Origin of the sequence: Rubrivivax gelatinosus IL144, from assembly GCF_000284255.1 — a bacterium.
GTDB classification, from domain to species: domain Bacteria; phylum Pseudomonadota; class Gammaproteobacteria; order Burkholderiales; family Burkholderiaceae_C; genus Rubrivivax; species Rubrivivax gelatinosus_A.
In genome coordinates this window covers 4,649,728-4,667,493 of the sequence record NC_017075.1, presented here as the reverse complement: position 1 = coordinate 4,667,493, position 17,766 = coordinate 4,649,728, and the positions used below count along the sequence as shown (strand labels likewise).

The window sequence follows — 17,766 nt, the reverse complement described above, 5'->3', positions numbered from 1 at the left end:
CCGATGATGAACCGACGCCTCGTCGCCTGGCTTCAAGCCGCGCCGCTGGCGGCGGTGTTCGCCATCTTCTTTCTCATCCCGCTGGTGCTGATCGTCACCGTCAGCTTCTGGCAGGCGACCGACTACGAGCTGATCCCGGCGTTCACGCCGCAGGCCTACCTGGACCTGTTCTCCGGCTGCGGCGGCGGCGCGGACGACCTGTGCGTCACGCTGAGCACCTATGGCTCGACGCTGAAGTTCGCGCTGCTGACCTGGGCCATCACCGGCGTCGTCGGCTTCACGGTCGCCTATTTCCTCGCCTTCCACGTGCGCTCGACGCTGGTGCAGACGGTGCTCTTCATCGTCTGCACCGTGCCGTTCTGGACCAGCAACGTGATCCGCATGATCTCGTGGATCCCGCTGCTGGGCCGCAACGGCCTGGTCAACGACGCGCTGCTCGGCCTGGGCCTGGTGAAGCAGCCGGTCGAGTGGCTGCTGTACTCCGACTTCTCGGTCGTGCTGGCCTTCGTGCACCTGTACACGATGTTCATGATCGTGCCGATCTTCAACTCGATGATGCGCATCGACCGCTCGCTGATCGAGGCCGCACGCGACGGCGGCGCCAGCCCCTGGCAGACCGTGCGCCACGTCGTGCTGCCGCTCAGCCGCACCGGCATCCTGATCGGCTCGATCTTCGTTGTCGCGCTGGTGATGGGCGACTTCGTCACCGTCGGCGTGATGGGCGGCCAGCAGATCGCCTCGGTCGGCAAGACGATCCAGGTGCAGGCCAGCTACCTGCAGTTCCCGGCCGCGGCGGCCAATGCCGTCGTGCTGCTGGCGGTGGTGCTGATGATGATCGTCGCGCTGATGCGCCTCGTCGACCTGCGCAAGGAGCTCTAGATGGCCGCCGAACGCCGACCGCGCCCCGCGAGCTTCTGGTTCCTCGCGCTGTTCTTCTGCGCCTTCGTGCTGTTCCTCTACGGCCCGATGTTCGCGATCTTCGTGCTCAGCTTCCAGGGCCCCGAAGGCGGGCTCACCTTCCCGCTGCGCGGCGTCTCGCTGCACTGGTTCCGCCAGCTCTGGGAAGGCATCGGCACGGTGGACATCGGTGCCGCGTTCCGGCGCTCGCTGGCGCTGGGCGCGGTGGTCATGGTGCTGACGGTGGCGCTGTCGCTGGCCGCGGGCCTGGCCTACCGCAAGCGCCTGCCAGGCGGCACGGCGCTGTTCTACGTCGTCGTCGCCAGCCTGATCATGCCGTCCATCGTCGTCTCGCTGGGCATCGGGCTGATGTTCCGGCTGCTCGACGGCGCGCTGCACGGCTGGCTGGAGGCGCACGCGCCGTCGCTGGCCGAAGGTTTCGTCAGCACGCTGGGGCTGTTCAGCTCGGGGCTGGGCGCGCAGCTGACCTGGACGCTGCCCTTCGGCCTGCTGATCATGTTCGCCGTCTTCAACCGCTTCAACCCGGCCTACGAGGAAGCAGCGCGCGACCTCGGCGCGACGCCGCGCCAGAGCCTGCAGCACGTGGTGCTGCCGCTGATCGGCCCCAGCCTGGTCGGCATCGGCATGTTCGGCTTCACTTTGTCCTGGGACGAGATCGCGCGCTCCTCGCAGGCGATGGGCGACCTCAACACCTTGCCGCTGGAGCTGCAGGGCCTGACGACGACGGTCACGACGCCGGTCATCTACGCGCTGGGCACGGTGACGACGGTGGTCTCCTTCGTCGTCGTCGGCACGACGCTGGCCGTCGTCTGGGCCTGGCGCCGGCGCGGAGGCGGCGCATGAAGACCGCCACCGCTCCCGCCACCGCGACGCAGCGCGTCTACGACACGATCCACGCCGCGATCGTCGAGCACCGGCTGGCGCCGGGCACCAGGCTGCGCGAAGTGGAGCTGGCCGAAGGTTTCGGCGTCTCGCGCACCGTCGTGCGCCAGGCGCTGCACCGGCTGGGCCAGGACCAGGTCGTCGAGTTGGAGCACAACCGCGGCGCGCGCGTGCCGCAGCCCACGCGCGAGCAGGCGGCCCAGGTCTTCGACGCACGGCGCGTCGTCGAGTGCGAGCTCGCGCGGCGGCTGGCCGGCAAGCTCAGCGCCGAGCAGCGTGCCGAACTCGACGCGCTGGTGCGCCAGGAGGCCGAGGCCGAGGCGCGCGGCGACGCACCGGCGGCGATCCGGCTGTCGGGCGAGTTCCACCGCGCGCTGGCGCGTTTCGCCGGCAACCCGGTCTTCGTGCGCCTGCTCGACGAACTGCTGCCGACGACTTCGCTGCTGATCGCGCTGTACCAGGGCGGCACCGACCGCAGCTGTGCCGCGCACACCCACACCGGGCTGCTGACGGCGCTGGCCGGCGTCGGCAACGGCGCCGCCGGCGAGATGCGCCGCCACCTCTCGGAGATCGAACGTTCGCTCAGCGTCGGCGAGGCGGTCGCACCGACGCCGCTGCGCGACCTGTTCGCGCCCTATCGCGAGACCTGACGCGGCTTTCCTAGAATCGGGTATGCCGTCCGTGCCCGACGCCGCGTCCACGAGCCAGCTCTCGTTGTTCGACGCGCCGCCCGCGCCCCCCGCGCCGCCTCCTGCCGCGCGTGCGGCAGCGCCGTCGCCGGGTGGTTTCCTTCATCCGCGTGCCCAGCGCGAGATCCGCCTCGGCGAACACCTCGTCGGCTACGAGCTGCGGCGCGCGCGCCGGCGCAGCATCGGCTTCGTCGTCGGCGCCGAAGGCCTGAGCGTCAGCGCGCCGCGCTGGGTGGGCGCGGCCGACATCGACGCTGCGCTGCGCGCCAAGGCCGGCTGGATCCTGCGCAAGCTGCACGAGCAGCGCGAACGTGGCCGGCGTCTGGCCGCGGCCCGCGTGGACTGGCGCGACGGCGCGACGATTCCCTTCCTCGGCCGCGAGCTGGTGCTGCGCCTGGACCCGACGGCCACCGGCGCCGTGCTCGACGCCGAGAGCGGCACGCTGCGCCTGGGCCTGCCGCAGGGCGCGACGCGCGAGCAGTGGCGCGACGCGGTGCAGAGCTGGCTGCAGCGCCAGGCCCGGCGTGTCTTCGAGGAACGCATCGCCGGCTTCGCGCCGCAGCTGGGCGTCAAGGTCGGCCGGCTGACGCTGAGTTCGGCGGCCACACGCTGGGGCAGCGCCAGCGCCAACGGCTCGATCCGGCTGAACTGGCGCCTGGTGCACTTCGCGCTGCCGGTGATCGACTACGTCGTCACGCACGAGCTCGCCCATCTGCGCGAGATGAACCACAGCGCGGCCTTCTGGGGCGTCGTGCGCTCGGTGATGCCCGACTACGAGCAGGCGCGCGGCGCGCTGCGCCACGAGGTGCTGCCGGTCTTCGACTGAGTCTGCGGGCTTGACGTTTGTCAGGCCAGAACCTTGCAACCCACAAAGGTTTGGGGGCGGAATCCGTCACTTGGTGTATGGGCGCCCAGGAAGTCTTGCGTCACACTCTGGAACAACGCTGTCATCACCGTCGGCGCAGGGATCGGTTCCATGAAACCGGCGAGTGGCGGCGGATCTGCAAGGATCCGCTGCCCGCTCGATACCCCGGGGCACACCCCGTCCGCCGTCTCCTCCCGTTCTCCTCGTGTTTGCTGGCCGCCTCCGGGCCGGCCCCAGGGTTTGTTCGCCGGCCGCGGCTTACAGTCGGGCGTTCCGCTTTACGTTGACGTCAACGTCACTCGCCCATGGATACGACGCGCGCCGGCAGCCGCACCTACACCATCACCGAGCTCGCGCACGAGTTCGACATCACGCCGCGCGCGATCCGCTTCTACGAGGACGTCGGCCTGCTGACGCCCGAGCGCCAGGGCCGCCAGCGCGTCTACGCCGCGCGCGACCGCACGCGGCTCAAGCTCACGCTGCGCGGCAAGCGTCTGGGCTTCTCGCTGCAGGAGATCAAGCAGCTCGTCGACATGTACGACTCGCCGTCGGACACGGCGCAGCAGCTGCAGGCCTTCCTCGGCACGCTGTCCGCGCACCGGCGACAGCTCGAGCAGCAGCGCGAGGACCTGGAGGTCACGCTGGCCGAGATCGCGCAGCACGAGGAACGCTGCCGCACGCTGCTGGCGGCCGCGGCGCCGGCACCACGACGTCGGGTCAGCCCTCGTTGAGCCCGGCGGCGGGGCCGGGTAGATTGACGTTTACGTAAACGTCAACGAGCGGCCGGCATCGACCGGCTGCCAACCCTGGAGACAAGCATGAGCCTGCCCGGCCTGGACTTCATGCTCGGCGACGACATCGAGGCGCTGCGCGACGCGGTGCGCGCCTTCGCCGTCGCCGAGATCGCCCCGCGCGCCGCCGAGATCGACCGCAGCGACCGCTTCCCGATGGACCTGTGGCGCAAGCTCGGCGAGCTGGGCGTGCTCGGCATCACCGCGCCCGAAGAGTACGGCGGCGCCGGCCTCGGCTACCTCGCGCACATGGTCGCGATGGAGGAGATCTCGCGCGCCAGCGCCTCGGTGGGGCTGAGCTACGGCGCGCACAGCAACCTCTGCGTCAACCAGATCCGCCGCAACGGCAGCGAAGCCCAGCGGCAGCGTTACCTGCCCAGGCTGATCAGCGGCGAGCACGTCGGTGCTCTGGCGATGAGCGAGCCCGGCGCCGGCAGCGACGTGCTGTCGATGAAGCTGCGCGCCGTCGAGCGTGGCGGCGTCTACGTGCTCAACGGCAGCAAGATGTGGATCACCAACGGCCCCGACGCCGACACGCTGGTCGTCTACGCCAAGACCGAGCCCGAGCTCGGCGGCCGCGGCGTCACCGCCTTCATCGTCGAGAAGGGCATGAAGGGCTTCTCGGTGGCGCAGAAGCTCGACAAGCTGGGCATGCGCGGCAGCCACACCGGCGAACTCGTCTTCCAGGACGTCGAGGTGCCGGCCGAGAACGTGCTCGGCGAGCTCAACGGCGGCGCCAAGGTGCTGATGAGCGGGCTGGACTACGAGCGCGCGGTGCTCGCCGCCGGGCCGATCGGCATCATGCAGGCGGTGATGGACGAGGTCGTGCCCTACGTGCACGAGCGCAAGCAGTTCGGCCAGAGCATCGGCGAGTTCCAGCTCATCCAGGCCAAGCTGGCCGACATGTACACCGTGCTGCAGGCCGGGCGCTCGTTCTGCTACACGATCGGCAAGAACCTCGACGCGCTGGGCACGGGCCACGTGCGCCGGGTGCGCAAGGACTGCGCCAGCGTCATCCTGTGGTGCGCCGAGAAGGCGACCTGGATGGCCGGCGAGGGCATCCAGATCTTCGGCGGCAACGGCTACATCAACGACTACCCGCTGGGCCGGCTGTGGCGCGACGCCAAGCTCTACGAGATCGGCGCCGGCACCTCCGAGATCCGCCGCATGCTGATCGGCCGCGAGCTGTTCGCGGAGACGATGTGAACGATCGCGTCAGGATGGCTGCGTAAACTTCTTCGCATCCCATAGACGCACGCTGCCATGACCCAGACGCTGTCCGATCTGTTCGCCAACAACCGAGCCTGGGCGGACGAGATCGAAGGCCGCCAGCCCGGTTTCTTCACCAAGCTGCTGCACCAGCAGACGCCGCAGTACCTGTGGATCGGCTGCGCCGACAGCCGCGTGCCGGCCAACGAGCTGGTGGGCCTGCTGCCGGGCGACCTGTTCGTGCACCGCAACGTCGCCAACGTCGTCATCCCGACCGACCTGAACTGCCTGTCGGTGCTGCAGTACGCGGTCGACCAGCTGCGCGTGCGCCACATCATGGTCGTCGGCCATTCGCGCTGCGGCGGCGTGATGGCCGCGCTCGGCAACCTGCGTGTCGGCCTGGTCGACAACTGGCTGCGCCACGTGCAGGACGTGCGTGACCGTCACCGCGGCTTTCTCGACGGGCTGAGCAACGACCGGCGCGTCGACGCGCTGTGCGAGCTGAACGTGCTGGAGCAGGCGCGCAACGTCTGCCGCACGACCGTCGTCGAGGACGCCTGGAAGCGCGGCCAGGAAGTCGTCGTGCACGGCTGGGTCTATGGCCTGCACAACGGCCTCTTGGAAGACCTGTCGATCACCGCCTCGGGCCCGGACGGCGTCGAGCCGGCCTACGAGGCGGCGCTGGCGGCGCTGCACCGCCGCTTCAAGGACGGCTGATGTTCCCGCGCCATCTCGGGGACGGCCGCGCGTACGAGATCGCACGCGCGATGCTGGACGGCTTCAACCGCCACTACCGCCTGTTCCGCGAGACGAGCGCCGCCGCCAAGCAGCGTTTCGAGCGCGCCGACTGGCACGGCCAGCAGCAGGCGCAGCGCGAGCGCATCGAGTTCTACGACCTGCGCGTGGCCGAGGCGGTGCAGCGGCTGCGCGGCGAGTTCCACGTCGCCGAGCTGTCGATGAACACCTGGCAGCAGGTCAAGCTGCACTACATCGGCCTGCTGACCGACCACCGCCAGCCCGAGCTGGCCGAGACCTTCTTCAACTCGGTGACGGCCAAGCTGCTGCACCGCAGCTACTTCAACAACGACTTCATCTTCGTCCGCCCGGCGATCAGCACCGAGTACCTGGAGAGCGACGAGCCCGGCACGCGTCCGACCTACCGCGCCTACTACCCGACGCACACGACTCTCAACGAGACCTGGCACCGCATCGTGCACAACTTCCAGCTCGAGCCGCCGTTCGAGGACCTGGACCGCGACGTCGAGAGCGTGCTGCAGGCGATGCTGTCGGAGCTGGGGGGCTTTCGCCCGCGCGCCAACTTCCAGATCCAGGTGCTGTCCAGCCTGTTCTACCGGAACAAGGGCGCCTACCTGGTCGGCAAGATCATCAACGGCTTCAACGAGACGCCGTTCGCGCTGCCCATCCTGCACGGCGAGAGCGGCCTGGTCATCGACGCGGCGCTGTTCGGCGAGGACGACCTGCTGATGCTGTTCAGCTTCGCGCGCGCCTACTTCATGGTCGACATGGAGGTGCCGTCGGCCTACGTGCAGTTCCTGCGCTCGATGATGCCGCACAAGGCGCGCTCCGAGCTCTACAGCGCGCTGGGGCTGCAGAAGCAGGGCAAGAACATGTTCTACCGGGACTTCCTGGCCCACCTGCGCTACAGCAGCGACAAGTTCCGCATCGCCCCGGGCATCAAGGGCATGGTGATGCTGGTCTTCGACCTGCCGTCCTTCCCGTACGTCTTCAAGGTCATCAAGGACTACTACCCGCCGCAGAAGGAGACGACGCGCGAGCAGATCAAGTCCAAGTACCTGCTGGTCAAGCAGCACGACCGCGTCGGGCGTATGGCCGACACGCTGGAGTACAGCAGCGTGGCCTTCCCGCGCCACCGCTTCGAGGACGAGCTGGTCGCCGAGCTGCGCCGCTTCTGCGGCAGCCTGCTCGAGGAGGACGGCGACATGCTGATCATCCGCCACCTCTACATCGAGCGGCGGATGATCCCGCTGAACATCTTCCTGCAGGAGGCGCCGCCGGACCAGGTGGCGCACGCCGTCGTCGAGTACGGCAACGCGATCAAGGACCTGGTGGCCGCCAACATCTTCCCCGGCGACATGCTGTGGAAGAACTTCGGCGTCACGCGCCACGGCAAGGTCGTCTTCTACGACTACGACGAGATCGAGTACGTCACCGACTGCAACTTCCGCCGCGTGCCGCCGCCGCGCAACGAGGAGGACGAGATGTCGGGCGAGATCTGGTACTCGGTCGGCCCGAAGGACGTGTTCCCCGAGACCTTCGGCCCCTTCCTGCTGGGCAACCCGGCGGTGCGCGAGGTCTTCATGGCGCACCACGCCGACCTGCTCGACGCGGCGTTCTGGCAGACGCACAAGGAGCGCATCGCCGCCGGCCACGTGCACGACGTCTTCCCCTACGAGCCGGCCAAACGTTTTTCGCTCGGCCGGCGCGACGAGCCACGACAACACAAGGAGACACGAGATGCCTGAATCCATCGTCATCGCCTCGGCGGCGCGCACGCCGATCGGCGGCCTGCTCGGCGACTTCGCCTCGCTGCAGGCCTGGGAGCTGGGCGCCGTCGCGGTGAAGGCCGCGGTCGAGCGCGCCGGCGTGCCCGGCGACGCCGTCGACGAGGTGCTGCTCGGCAACTGCCTGATGGCCGGCCAGGGTCAGGCGCCGGCGCGCCAGGCGCTGCGCCGCGCCGGGCTGCCCGATTCGGCCGGCGCCGTCACGCTCAGCAAGATGTGCGGCTCGGGCATGCGCACGATGATGTTCGCGCACGACATGCTCGCCGCCGGCAGCGCCGACGTGCTGGTCGCCGGCGGCATGGAAAGCATGACCAACGCGCCGCACCTCGTGTTCGCGCGCAAGGGCGTCAAGTACGGTGCCGCGCCGATGTACGACCACATGGCGCTCGACGGCCTCGAAGACGCCTACGAACGCGGCAAGGCGATGGGCGTGTTCGCCGAGCAGTGCGTCGCCAAGTACGGCTTCAGCCGCGAGGCCCAGGACGCGTTCGCCATCGCCTCGACGGCGCGCTCCAAGCAGGCCAACGAGGACGGCAGCTTCGACTGGGAGATCGCGCCGGTGACGCTGGCCGGCAAGGGCGGCGACACCGTCGTGCGCCGCGACGAGCAGCCGTTCAAGGCGCGGCCGGACAAGATCCCGGGCCTGAAGCCGGCGTTCAAGAAGGACGGCACGATCACCGCCGCCAGCGCCTCCAGCATCTCCGACGGCGCCGCCGCGCTGGTGCTGATGCGCGAGTCGACCGCGGCCCGCCACGGCATCACGCCGCTGGCGCGCATCGTCTCGCAGGCCGTGCATGCCCAGGCGCCGGACTGGTTCACCACCGCGCCGGTCGGCGCGATCGGCAAGGTGCTGGCCAAGGCCGGCTGGAAGGCCGCCGACGTCGACCTCTGGGAAGTCAACGAAGCCTTCGCCGCGGTGACGATGGCCGCGATGCACGAGTACGAGCTGGCGCACGAGATCGTCAACGTGCACGGCGGCGCCTGCGCGCTGGGCCACCCGATCGGCGCCTCGGGCGCGCGCATCGTCGTCACGCTGCTGGGCGCGCTGCGCCAGCGCGGCCTGCGCCGCGGCGTCGCCGCGCTGTGCATCGGCGGCGGCGAGGCGACGGCGATGGCGGTCGAAGTTCTGTAAGTCTTCGCTTCCGAGGCCCGTTGCGTGATGCGGTTGGTGATGCCGTGTTACGAAACCGGGCTTGGGCGCCGGCCGGCTTTGCGGGCAGACTGAATAACAGTCCCCGGGCATCCCGCCCGGGGCGTTTTTCGGAGCCCCCGGGTCGATGAACCGCCTCGCCACGCTGCCCGCACCCGCCGATGCCGACGCCGAGACGAGCCCGCTGATCGAGGTCGGCGAAGAGGCGCACGAGCGCCTGCGCTACACGCGCGACGAGATCGCCGAGTTTGCACGCCTGTCGGGCGACGCCAACCCGCTGCACCGCGACCGCGACGCGGCCGAGCGCGCCCATTTCGGCGAGCCGATCGCCAGCGGCCAGCAGACCGTCTCGCGCCTGCTCGGACTGCTGGCCTCGCGTTTCTCGCGTTCCGACGACGGGCTCGAACGCGAGTTGCTGCTGCTCAACGCCAACTTCGCCTTCAAGGCGCCGGTGTTCGCCGAGCAGGACCTGCACCTGGTCTGGCGTGTCACCCAGCTCGAACCCTCGCGCCGCGGCGGTGTCATCGCGCACGCCGACGGCCGCGCCAGCGTCGCCGGCAAGCCCTGCGTGATTGGCCGCGCGACGCTGCGTGTGCGTCCCGCCGGCGCCTGAGGTTTTCGCCCGCCCTGCCGCGCTACAGTGCGGCGCAATGACCGAAGAAGAGGCACGCCGCGTCGTCCTGGTCCAGGCCATCGAGACGGCCGGGGACTCGCCGCTGTGGACCGCCGAAGACCGCGCCTGGGCCACCCGGCTGGCGCAGCAGACGGCCGCGGCCGACGCCCCGTTCGAACGTTTCCTCGTCGACCGCACGCGCCACGCGCTCGAACGCCTGCTGCCGCGCGACGCCGCGTCGCGCCGCTGGCTGGAAGGCGGCCCGCGCCGCGGCCTCTTCGCCTTCGGTCTGCTGCTCGCCGCGTTCGTGTTCGGCGCCGCGGTCGACCACGTCGGCTCGATGCAGCGCATCGACCTGCTGGCGCCGCCGGTCTGGGCGGTCGTCGCCTGGAATCTCGTGGTCTACGTCGGCCTGCTGGTGCCGCGCCCGCTGGCCGGGCTGCGCGCGCTGCTGGCGCGGCGCTGGGCGGGTGACGGCGCCGGCGTCGGCGCGCTGTGGACGCGGCGCGCGATGCCGCTGTCGCTGGCGCGTGCGACCACGCTGCTGCACGCCGCGGCCGCGATGCTGGCGCTGGGCCTGGTCGCCGGCCTGTACCTGCGCGGCCTGGTGCTGGACTACCGCGCCGGCTGGCAGAGCACCTTCCTCGAACCCGGTGCGGTGCAGCCGCTGCTGCAGGCGCTGCTGGCGCCGGCCTCCTGGCTCACCGGCATCGCCGTGCCCGACGCCGCGCCGCTGCGGCTGCAGGCCGGCGCCGCGGCCAGTGCACCGGCGGCGGCCTGGATCCACCTCTACGCCGCGACGCTGGCGCTGGCCGTCGTCGTGCCGCGGCTGCTGCTCGCCGCCGTCGCCGCGGCGCGCTCCGCCTCGCTGGCGCGGCGCTTCCCGCTGCCCCTGGCCGAGCCCTACTTCGAGCGCCTGCGGCTGCAGCAGCTCGGCACGCGCGCCCAGGCCCAGGTGCTGCCCTACGCGGCCGGTCTCAGCGCCCAGGCGGCGCTGGGCCTGCGCGCGCTGCTGGCCTCGGTGTTCGGCGACGAGGTGCGGCTGCGCATTGGCCCGCTGACCGCCTTCGGCGACGAGGACGCGGCGCGGGCGCTGCGCCCCGAGCCCGGCGACACGCTGCGCATCGCCGTCTTCGACCTCGGCGCGACGCCCGAGGCCGAGGCCCAGGGGCGTTTCGCCGCCGCGCTGGGGCGCGATCTGCCGCTGGTGCTGCTGGCCGACGAGTCGGCCTTCCGGCGCCGCTTCGGCGCCTACCCGGAGCGCCTGGCCCAGCGCCGCGCCGCCTGGCAGGCGCTGGCCGATGCCCAGGGGCTGGCGCTGGTCTGCGCCGAGCTCGAGGCCGCCGAGCCCGCGGCCGCCGAGGCGGCGTTCAAACGCGCGCTGGGGCGATGACGAGCCTGCGCCTGTCGCTGGTCTCGCACACCAACGTCGGCAAGACGACGCTGGCGCGCACGCTGCTCGGCCGCGACATCGGCGAGGTGCGCGACGCGCCGCACGTCACCGAGTTCGCCGAGATGCACCCGCTGCTGCAGAGCCCCGCAGGCGACGTGCTCGAACTCTGGGACACGCCCGGTTTCGGCGACACCGTGCGCCTGGTGCGCCGGCTGCAGCAGGACGGCAGCGCGATCGGCTGGTTCCTCAGCGAGGTCTGGGACCGCTGGCGCGACCGCCCGTTCTGGGCCACGCAGCAGGCGCTGCGTCATGTGCGCGAGACCAGCGACGTCGTGCTCTACCTCGTCAACGCCGCCGAGTCGCCCGAGGCCGCCGGTTACGTCGGCCCGGAGATGGCGTTGCTGGCCTGGATCGGCAAGCCGGTGGTCGTGCTGCTCAACCAGCTCGGCGCGCCGCGTGCGCCCGAGCTGGAAGCCGCCGAGGTCGAGCGCTGGCGCAGCCGCCTGGCCGGGCAGGCGCCGGTGCATGCGGTGCTGCCGATGGACGCTTTCGCGCGCTGCTGGGTGCAGGAGGGCGTGCTGCTGGGCGCCATCGCCGCGGCGCTCGACGGCGAGGCGCGCGCTGCGGCCTCGCGCCTGGCCGCGGCCTGGGCGGCGACGCGGCGTGCGAGCTTCGACGCCGCGGTCGGCGAGCTCGCCGCCAGCCTGGCGCGCATCGCCAGCGCACGCGCGCCGCTGGCCGATGGCGGCTGGCTGTCGCGCCGCCAGGATGCCGACGCCGCGCGCCGGGCGCTGGCCGACATGCTGGACACCGAGGTGCGCGCCAGCACCGGCCGGCTGCTGGCGTTGCACGGGCTGGACGGGCGTGCCGAACGCGAGATCCTCGACCGTGTCGCCGCCCAGGTGGAACTGCACGCGCGGGTCGGCGAAGGCCGCGCGGCGCTGGTCGGCGGCGTGCTGAGCGGCGCGCTGGCCGGGCTCAAGGCCGACCTCGCCACCGGCGGCCTGACGATGGGCGGCGGCATGCTCGCCGGCGGGCTGCTCGGCGCGCTGGGCGCCGCCGGCATCGCACGCGGGCTCAACGTCGTGCGCGGCACCGACCGCGGTTTCGCCGGCTGGAGCGCCGAGGCGATGGCGCCGCTGGCCGAGGCGGCTCTGCTGCGCTACCTGGCCGTCGCCCACTTCGGCCGTGGCCGCGGCGAATGGGCCCAGGGCGAGGCGCCGCCGCACTGGCGCGCCGTCGTCGCCGAGGCGCTGGCCGCGCAGGCGCCGGCGCTCGACGCGCTGTGGGCCGCGCGCAGCACGCGCCACGACAACGCCGGCGAGGCCGAGGCGCTGGCCGCCGGCCTGCGTGCGCCGCTGGCGGCGGCGCTGCGTGCGGTGCTGGAACGCCTCTATCCCGGCGCCTGGGCGGCTGTCGATAATCCCGCGCCATGAAGATCCTCGTCCTCGGCGCCGGGCGCGTCGGGCAGAGCGTCGCGGCGAGCCTGCTTTCGGAGCGCAACGACATCACGATCATCGACACCGACCCGGTGCGCCTGCGCGAGCTGCAGGACCGCATGGACCTGCGCGGCGTCGTCGGCAACGGCATCCAGCCCAGCGTGCTGCGCGAAGCCGGCATCGAGGACGCCGACATGCTGATCTCCTGCGCGCCGCTGGACGAGACCAACCTCGTCGCCTGCAAGGTCGCGCACGACGCCTTTCGCGTGCCGACGACGATCGCCCGGCTGCGCAGCCCCGAGTTCGTCGACGGCAGCCCGCTGCTGGCCACCGAAGGCGGTTTCGCCGTCAACCAGGTGATCTGCCCCGAGCAGAGCGTCACCGCCTACATCCGCAAGCTGATCGAGTACCCCGAGGCGCTGCAGGTGCTGGAGTTCGCCGACGGGCTGGTGAGCCTGATCGCGGTGCGTGCCGGCGCCGTCGCGCCGCTGGTCGGCCGCCGCCTGGCCGAGATCCCGGCGGTGGCGCCGGCCGCGGCGATGCGCGTCGTCGCCATCTACCGCGGCGACAAGGTCGTCGAGGCGCTGGACGGCGACACGTGCATCGAACCCGGCGACGAGGTCTTCGTGCTCGCCGCCACCGTCGACATCCGCCAGGTGCTGCATGCGCTGGCGCCGCGCATCGAGCCGGTGCGGCGGCTGATGATCGGCGGCGGCGGCAAGGTCGGCCTGCGGCTGGCGCGCGAGCTGCGCGATCGCCAGCGCATCAAGCTCGTCGAACGCGACCGCCAGCGCTGCGAGTACCTGGCCACCGAGCTGCCGGCACCGGTGCTGGTGCTCAACGGCGACATCACCGACGAGGAGCTGCTCGAAGGCGAGGGCGTGCGCGACATGGACCTGTTCCTGGCGCTCACCGACGACGACGAGGACAACATCATGGCCTGCCTGCTGGCCAAGCGGCTGGGCGCGCGGCGCGTGTTCTCGCTGATCAACCGCCAGGCCTATGCCGACCTGGTGCAGGGCGGGCAGATCGACATCGCGATCTCGCCGGCGCAGACCGTCATCGGCGAGCTGCTGGCCTACGTGCGCCGCGGCGACGTCGAGGCCGTGCACAGCCTGCGCCACGGCGCCGCCGAGGCGCTGGAAGGCGTGGTGCGCGGCGACCGCAAGACCTGCCGCATGGCCGGCCGGCGCATCGACGAGATCGCGCTGCCGGCCGGCGCCCAGGTCGGCGCCATCGTGCGCGGCCTGCAGGACGCCGAGGGCCGGCGCCAGCCCGCGCGTGCCGAGGTGCTGATCGCGCACCACGACACCGTCGTGCAGACCGGCGACCACGTCATCGTCTTCGTGCCGACCAAGCGCCTGCTGCGCGAGGTCGAACGCCTGTTCCAGGTCTCGGCCACCTTCTTCTTCTGAACTCGACGATGGACGCTCTCGCCGTCGTCGCGATGATCGGCCGCATGGTGGCGATGTTCTCGCTGCTGATGCTGGTGCCGCTGGCCTGGGCCGTCTACGCCGCCGAGCCGGTGGTCGACGCGCTGGTCAAGGCCGCGGCCACCAGCTTCGCGATCGGCGTCGCGGCCAGCCTGCTGACGCGGCGCTTCCGCCGCGAGCTGCAGCCGCGAGACGGCTTCCTGCTCGTCGGCCTGACCTGGACCGTGCTGCCGGCTTTCGGCGCCTTGCCGCTGCTGCTGATGCTGCCCGGCAGCTCGGTCACCGACGCCTACTTCGAAGCCGTGTCGGCGCTCACCGCCTCCGGCGCGACGGTGTTCTCGGGCCTGGACACGATGCCCGGCGCGGTGCACGTCTGGCGCTGCCTGATGACCTGGGTCGGCGGCCTGGGCATCATCGTGCTGGCGGTGGCCATCCTGCCGATGCTGGGCATCGGCGGCTCGCAGCTGTTCCGCGCCGAGGTCACCGGGCCGATGAAGGACAGCAAACTGACGCCGCGCATCGCCGACACGGCGCGCGCGATCTGGGGCGTCTACGTGCTGCTGTCGCTGGCCTGCGCGCTGGCCTACCGCGCCGCCGGCATGAGCTGGTTCGACGCCTTCGTGCACATGGGCTCGACGGTCAGCCTGGGCGGCTTCTCGTCCTACGACGCCAGCTTCGGCCACTGGAACTCGCCGGCCATCGAGGCGGTGTCCGTCGTCTTCATGATGCTGTCGGGCGTCAACCTGACGATGTACTACGTCGTCTGGCGCGAGCGCTCGCCGGCGCCGCTGTGGCGCAACGCCGAGGCACGCGCCTTCTACCTCGTGGTGCTCGGCAGCGCGTTGCTGATCGCGCTGTACCTGTGGGCCAGCGGCGCCTATGCCAGCCTGACGCTGGCGCTGCGCCACTCGCTGTTCCACGTCGTCTCGGTGGCCACGACCGCCGGCTACGCGACCTACGACTACGCGCAGTGGCCGCTGTTCGCGTCGCTGTGGATGATCCTGCTGGGCTGTTTCGCCACCTGCGCCGGCTCGACCGGTGGCGGCATCAAGATGGTCCGGCTGATCCTGCTGCTCAAGCAGGCGCGCCACGAGTTCGTGCGCATCGTGCACCCGAACGTCGTCAACCCGGTGGTGCTCAACGGCCGCGCCATCGGCGACCGCACGATGCAGAACGTGATCGGCTACATGATGACCTACGGCGCGGTGCTGGTCGGCCTGACGATGGCGCTGCTGGCCACCGGGCTGGAGCCGGTGACGGCCTTCACCGCCGTCATCGCCTGCGTCAACAACATCGGCCCCGGCCTCGGCGAGGTCGGCCCGGCGGTCAACTACGGCAGCCTGAGCGACGTGCAGACCTGGATCTGCGCGTTCGCGATGCTGGTCGGGCGGCTGGAGCTGCTCACCGTCCTCGTCCTCTTCATGCCCGCCTTCTGGCGCGACTGATCAGGTCCGGGGTAGATACAGCCGGTCGGTGTAGGTCGCCAGCCAGTGCGGGCGGAAGGCGACGAAGATCGCGACCAGGATGCCGGCCAGCCAGGCGTCGCCCCAGGCGGCGAGCCAGCGCGCGAGCGCGAGGTCGTCGTCGCCCAGGCCGCCGGGCGGCGGGTGCAGCACCGCGGCCAGGCCGCCGGCCAGCGCGCCGGCGACCGCGGTGACGAAGAAGCCGCGGCCGAGGATGTAGACGAACAGATGCTTGGGCAGCCAGCGCCGCACCGCGGCGCCGAAGACGACGGCCATCGTCGCCGGCATCAGGCCCAGCCAGACGAAACGTTCGAGGCCGGCGCCAGGCGTCAACCCTCCGGCGACCATGGTCACCAGCGCGACCGGGACCATCGCCAGCACCGCCAGCGGCCAGCCCATCATCAGCATCAGCAGGCAGGCGCCCGACAGCGGCTGCGCGACGGCGCTGTCTGCAAAACGGTCGGCGCCCCACATCACCGGCAGCGCTGCGGCCCAGGCCAGCCAGGGCCAGGGCGGGCCCTCCGGCCCGACGCCACGCCAGGGCCGCATCGCTAGCGCCGCGGCGATCGCCACGGCGGCGAGCAGCGCTTCCAACCACAACATGCCGCCATGCTAAGCCCGGGATCGGTGCGGCGCGTGTATCCGACGATCGGCGTGGGGGGACGGTTTCCCCCGGGCCGTCCCTGAGGCGGCGGCGCGGGCGCGCTGCCAGAATTGACGTTAACGTAAACGTCAATTGGCCGCGCAGACGGCCGCAGGAGACACCGTGCCGGTCCTGACCTCGCAGCTCAACCCGCGCTCGGAGGAGTTCCAGGCCAGCGCGCTGGCCATGCGCCAGCTCGTCGGCGACCTGAACGCCCAGCTTGCGCGCATCGCCGAAGGCGGCGGCGAGGCCGCGCGCGCAAAACACGCGGCGCGCGGCAAGCTGCTGCCGCGCGAGCGCGTCGAGATGCTGCTCGACCCCGACACGCCGTTCCTGGAGATCGGCGCGCTCGCCGGCCTCGGGATGTACGACGGCGCCGCGCCCGGCGGCGGGCTGATCGCCGGTATCGGCCGTGTCAGCGGCGTCGAGTGCATGGTGGTCTGCAACGACGCCACCGTGAAGGGCGGCACCTACTATCCCGTCACGGTGAAGAAACACCTGCGCGCTCAGGAGATCGCGCAGGAGAACCGCCTGCCCTGCGTCTACCTCGTCGACTCGGGCGGCGCCAACCTGCCGAACCAGGACGAGGTCTTCCCCGACCGCGACCACTTCGGCCGCATCTTCTACAACCAGGCGCAGATGTCGGCGCTGGGCATCCCGCAGATCGCCGTCGTCATGGGCTCGTGCACCGCCGGCGGCGCCTACGTGCCGGCGATGAGCGACGAGACGATCATCGTGCGCCACCAGGGCACGATCTTCCTCGGCGGCCCGCCGCTGGTGAAGGCCGCCACCGGCGAGCTCGTCAGCGCCGAGGACCTGGGCGGCGGCGACGTGCACACCCGGCTGTCGGGCGTGGCCGACCATCTGGCCGAGAACGACCTGCACGCGCTGGCGATCGCGCGCGCGGTGGTCGCCAACCTCAACTGGAAGAAGCCCGAGCCGCTGCGCCTCGTGCCGCCGCGGCCGCCGCTGTTCGACCCGGCCGAACTTCACGGCGTCATCCCGACCGACGCTCGCAAGCCCTTCGACGTGCACGAGGTCATCGCGCGCCTGGTCGACGGTTCGGAGTTCGACGAGTTCAAGGCGCGCTACGGCACGACGCTGGTCACTGGCTTCGCGCACATCGAGGGCCTGCCGGTGGGCATCGTCGCCAACAACGGCGTGCTGTTCTCCGAGAGCGCGATGAAGGGCGCGCACTTCATCGAGCTGTGCTGCCAGCGCCGCGTGCCGCTCGTCTTCCTGCAGAACATCACCGGCTTCATGGTCGGCCGCAAGGCCGAGGCCGAGGGCATCGCCAAACACGGCGCGAAGATGGTCACCGCGGTGGCGACGGCGACGGTGCCCAAGTTCACGGTGATCATCGGCGGCAGCTTCGGCGCCGGCAACTACGGCATGTGCGGCCGCGCCTACGGCCCGCGCCTGCTGTGGATGTGGCCGAACGCACGCATCGGCGTGATGGGCGGCGAGCAGGCCGCCAGCGTGCTGGCCACCGTGCGCCGCGATGCCATCGAAGCCAAGGGCGGCGCCTGGTCGGCCGAAGAGGAAGCCGCGTTCAAGCAGCCGATCCTCGACCAGTTCGCGCGCCAGGCGCACCCGTACTACGCCAGCGCCCGACTCTGGGACGACGGCGTCATCGACCCGGCCGACACGCGGCGTGTGCTCGCGCTGGCGCTGTCGGCCAGTCTCAACGCACCGATTCCCGAGACGCCACGTTTCGGCGTCTTCCGCATGTGAG

16 protein-coding genes are annotated in these 17,766 nt (G+C 71.3%); 15 read left to right on the top strand and 1 reads right to left on the bottom strand.

Annotated features, from left to right (window positions below; translation table 11 throughout):
* The first annotated feature begins 3 nt into the window (after positions 1–3).
* The 14 genes from RGE_RS21260 to RGE_RS21195 all read left to right on the top strand — a co-directional run bounded on the left by RGE_RS21260 (position 4) and on the right by RGE_RS21195 (position 15,370).
* Entirely contained in the window at positions 4–879 is an 876-nt protein-coding gene (locus RGE_RS21260) for an ABC transporter permease (protein WP_014430544.1), read from the top strand.
* The gene (locus RGE_RS21255; protein ID WP_014430543.1) at positions 880–1,761 is read left to right on the top strand and encodes an ABC transporter permease; all 882 of its coding nucleotides are present in this window, start codon (positions 880–882) and stop codon (positions 1,759–1,761) included.
* A complete protein-coding gene (locus RGE_RS21250) occupies positions 1,758–2,450 on the top strand; it encodes a GntR family transcriptional regulator (protein WP_014430542.1) in 693 nt (230 codons plus the stop codon). Before RGE_RS21255 ends, RGE_RS21250 begins: the two co-directional genes overlap by 4 nt.
* A 22-nt stretch (positions 2,451–2,472) precedes the next feature.
* The gene (locus RGE_RS21245; RefSeq protein ID WP_014430541.1) at positions 2,473–3,315 is read left to right on the top strand and encodes a M48 family metallopeptidase; all 843 of its coding nucleotides are present in this window, start codon (positions 2,473–2,475) and stop codon (positions 3,313–3,315) included.
* A gap of 344 nt (positions 3,316–3,659) precedes the next feature.
* Positions 3,660–4,085 (top strand): MerR family transcriptional regulator, encoded by a 426-nt coding sequence (locus tag RGE_RS21240; protein WP_014430540.1) that lies wholly within the window; start codon positions 3,660–3,662, stop codon positions 4,083–4,085.
* 87 nt (positions 4,086–4,172) lie between these two features.
* Positions 4,173–5,351, top strand: coding sequence for an isovaleryl-CoA dehydrogenase (locus RGE_RS21235; RefSeq protein WP_014430539.1), 1,179 nt, complete (start codon positions 4,173–4,175; stop codon positions 5,349–5,351).
* A gap of 57 nt (positions 5,352–5,408) precedes the next feature.
* Entirely contained in the window at positions 5,409–6,071 is a 663-nt protein-coding gene (gene can, locus RGE_RS21230; RefSeq protein ID WP_014430538.1) for a carbonate dehydratase, read from the top strand.
* A complete protein-coding gene (gene aceK / locus RGE_RS21225) occupies positions 6,071–7,858 on the top strand; it encodes a bifunctional isocitrate dehydrogenase kinase/phosphatase (RefSeq protein WP_014430537.1) in 1,788 nt (595 codons plus the stop codon). Before can ends, aceK begins: the two co-directional genes overlap by 1 nt.
* Positions 7,851–9,029 carry an acetyl-CoA C-acyltransferase gene (locus RGE_RS21220; protein WP_014430536.1) on the top strand — a complete coding sequence of 393 codons (1,179 nt, stop codon included), beginning with the start codon at positions 7,851–7,853 and terminating at the stop codon, positions 9,027–9,029. The genes aceK and RGE_RS21220 overlap by 8 nt, the downstream gene beginning before the upstream one ends.
* Positions 9,030–9,174: 145 nt before the next feature.
* Positions 9,175–9,660 carry a MaoC family dehydratase gene (locus RGE_RS21215; protein WP_014430535.1) on the top strand — a complete coding sequence of 162 codons (486 nt, stop codon included), beginning with the start codon at positions 9,175–9,177 and terminating at the stop codon, positions 9,658–9,660.
* A gap of 37 nt (positions 9,661–9,697) precedes the next feature.
* Positions 9,698–11,053 carry a DUF2868 domain-containing protein gene (locus RGE_RS21210; RefSeq protein ID WP_014430534.1) on the top strand — a complete coding sequence of 452 codons (1,356 nt, stop codon included), beginning with the start codon at positions 9,698–9,700 and terminating at the stop codon, positions 11,051–11,053.
* The gene (locus RGE_RS21205; protein ID WP_014430533.1) at positions 11,050–12,489 is read left to right on the top strand and encodes a GTPase domain-containing protein; all 1,440 of its coding nucleotides are present in this window, start codon (positions 11,050–11,052) and stop codon (positions 12,487–12,489) included. The genes RGE_RS21210 and RGE_RS21205 overlap by 4 nt, the downstream gene beginning before the upstream one ends.
* A complete protein-coding gene (trkA, locus tag RGE_RS21200) occupies positions 12,486–13,907 on the top strand; it encodes a Trk system potassium transporter TrkA (protein WP_014430532.1) in 1,422 nt (473 codons plus the stop codon). The genes RGE_RS21205 and trkA overlap by 4 nt, the downstream gene beginning before the upstream one ends.
* Before the next feature lie 8 nt (positions 13,908–13,915).
* Positions 13,916–15,370 carry a TrkH family potassium uptake protein gene (locus RGE_RS21195; RefSeq protein ID WP_014430531.1) on the top strand — a complete coding sequence of 485 codons (1,455 nt, stop codon included), beginning with the start codon at positions 13,916–13,918 and terminating at the stop codon, positions 15,368–15,370.
* On the opposite strand, the gene RGE_RS21190 is transcribed toward RGE_RS21195, so the two are convergent.
* Positions 15,371–15,991, bottom strand: a complete 621-nt coding sequence (locus RGE_RS21190) for a membrane protein (RefSeq protein WP_014430530.1) — start codon at positions 15,989–15,991, stop codon at positions 15,371–15,373. It abuts the gene before it with no gap.
* 163 nt (positions 15,992–16,154) lie between these two features.
* Here RGE_RS21190 and RGE_RS21185 point away from each other — a divergent pair, with 163 nt between their 5' ends.
* The gene (locus tag RGE_RS21185) at positions 16,155–17,765 is read left to right on the top strand and encodes a carboxyl transferase domain-containing protein (RefSeq protein ID WP_014430529.1); all 1,611 of its coding nucleotides are present in this window, start codon (positions 16,155–16,157) and stop codon (positions 17,763–17,765) included.
* Position 17,766: the final 1 nt, after the last annotated feature.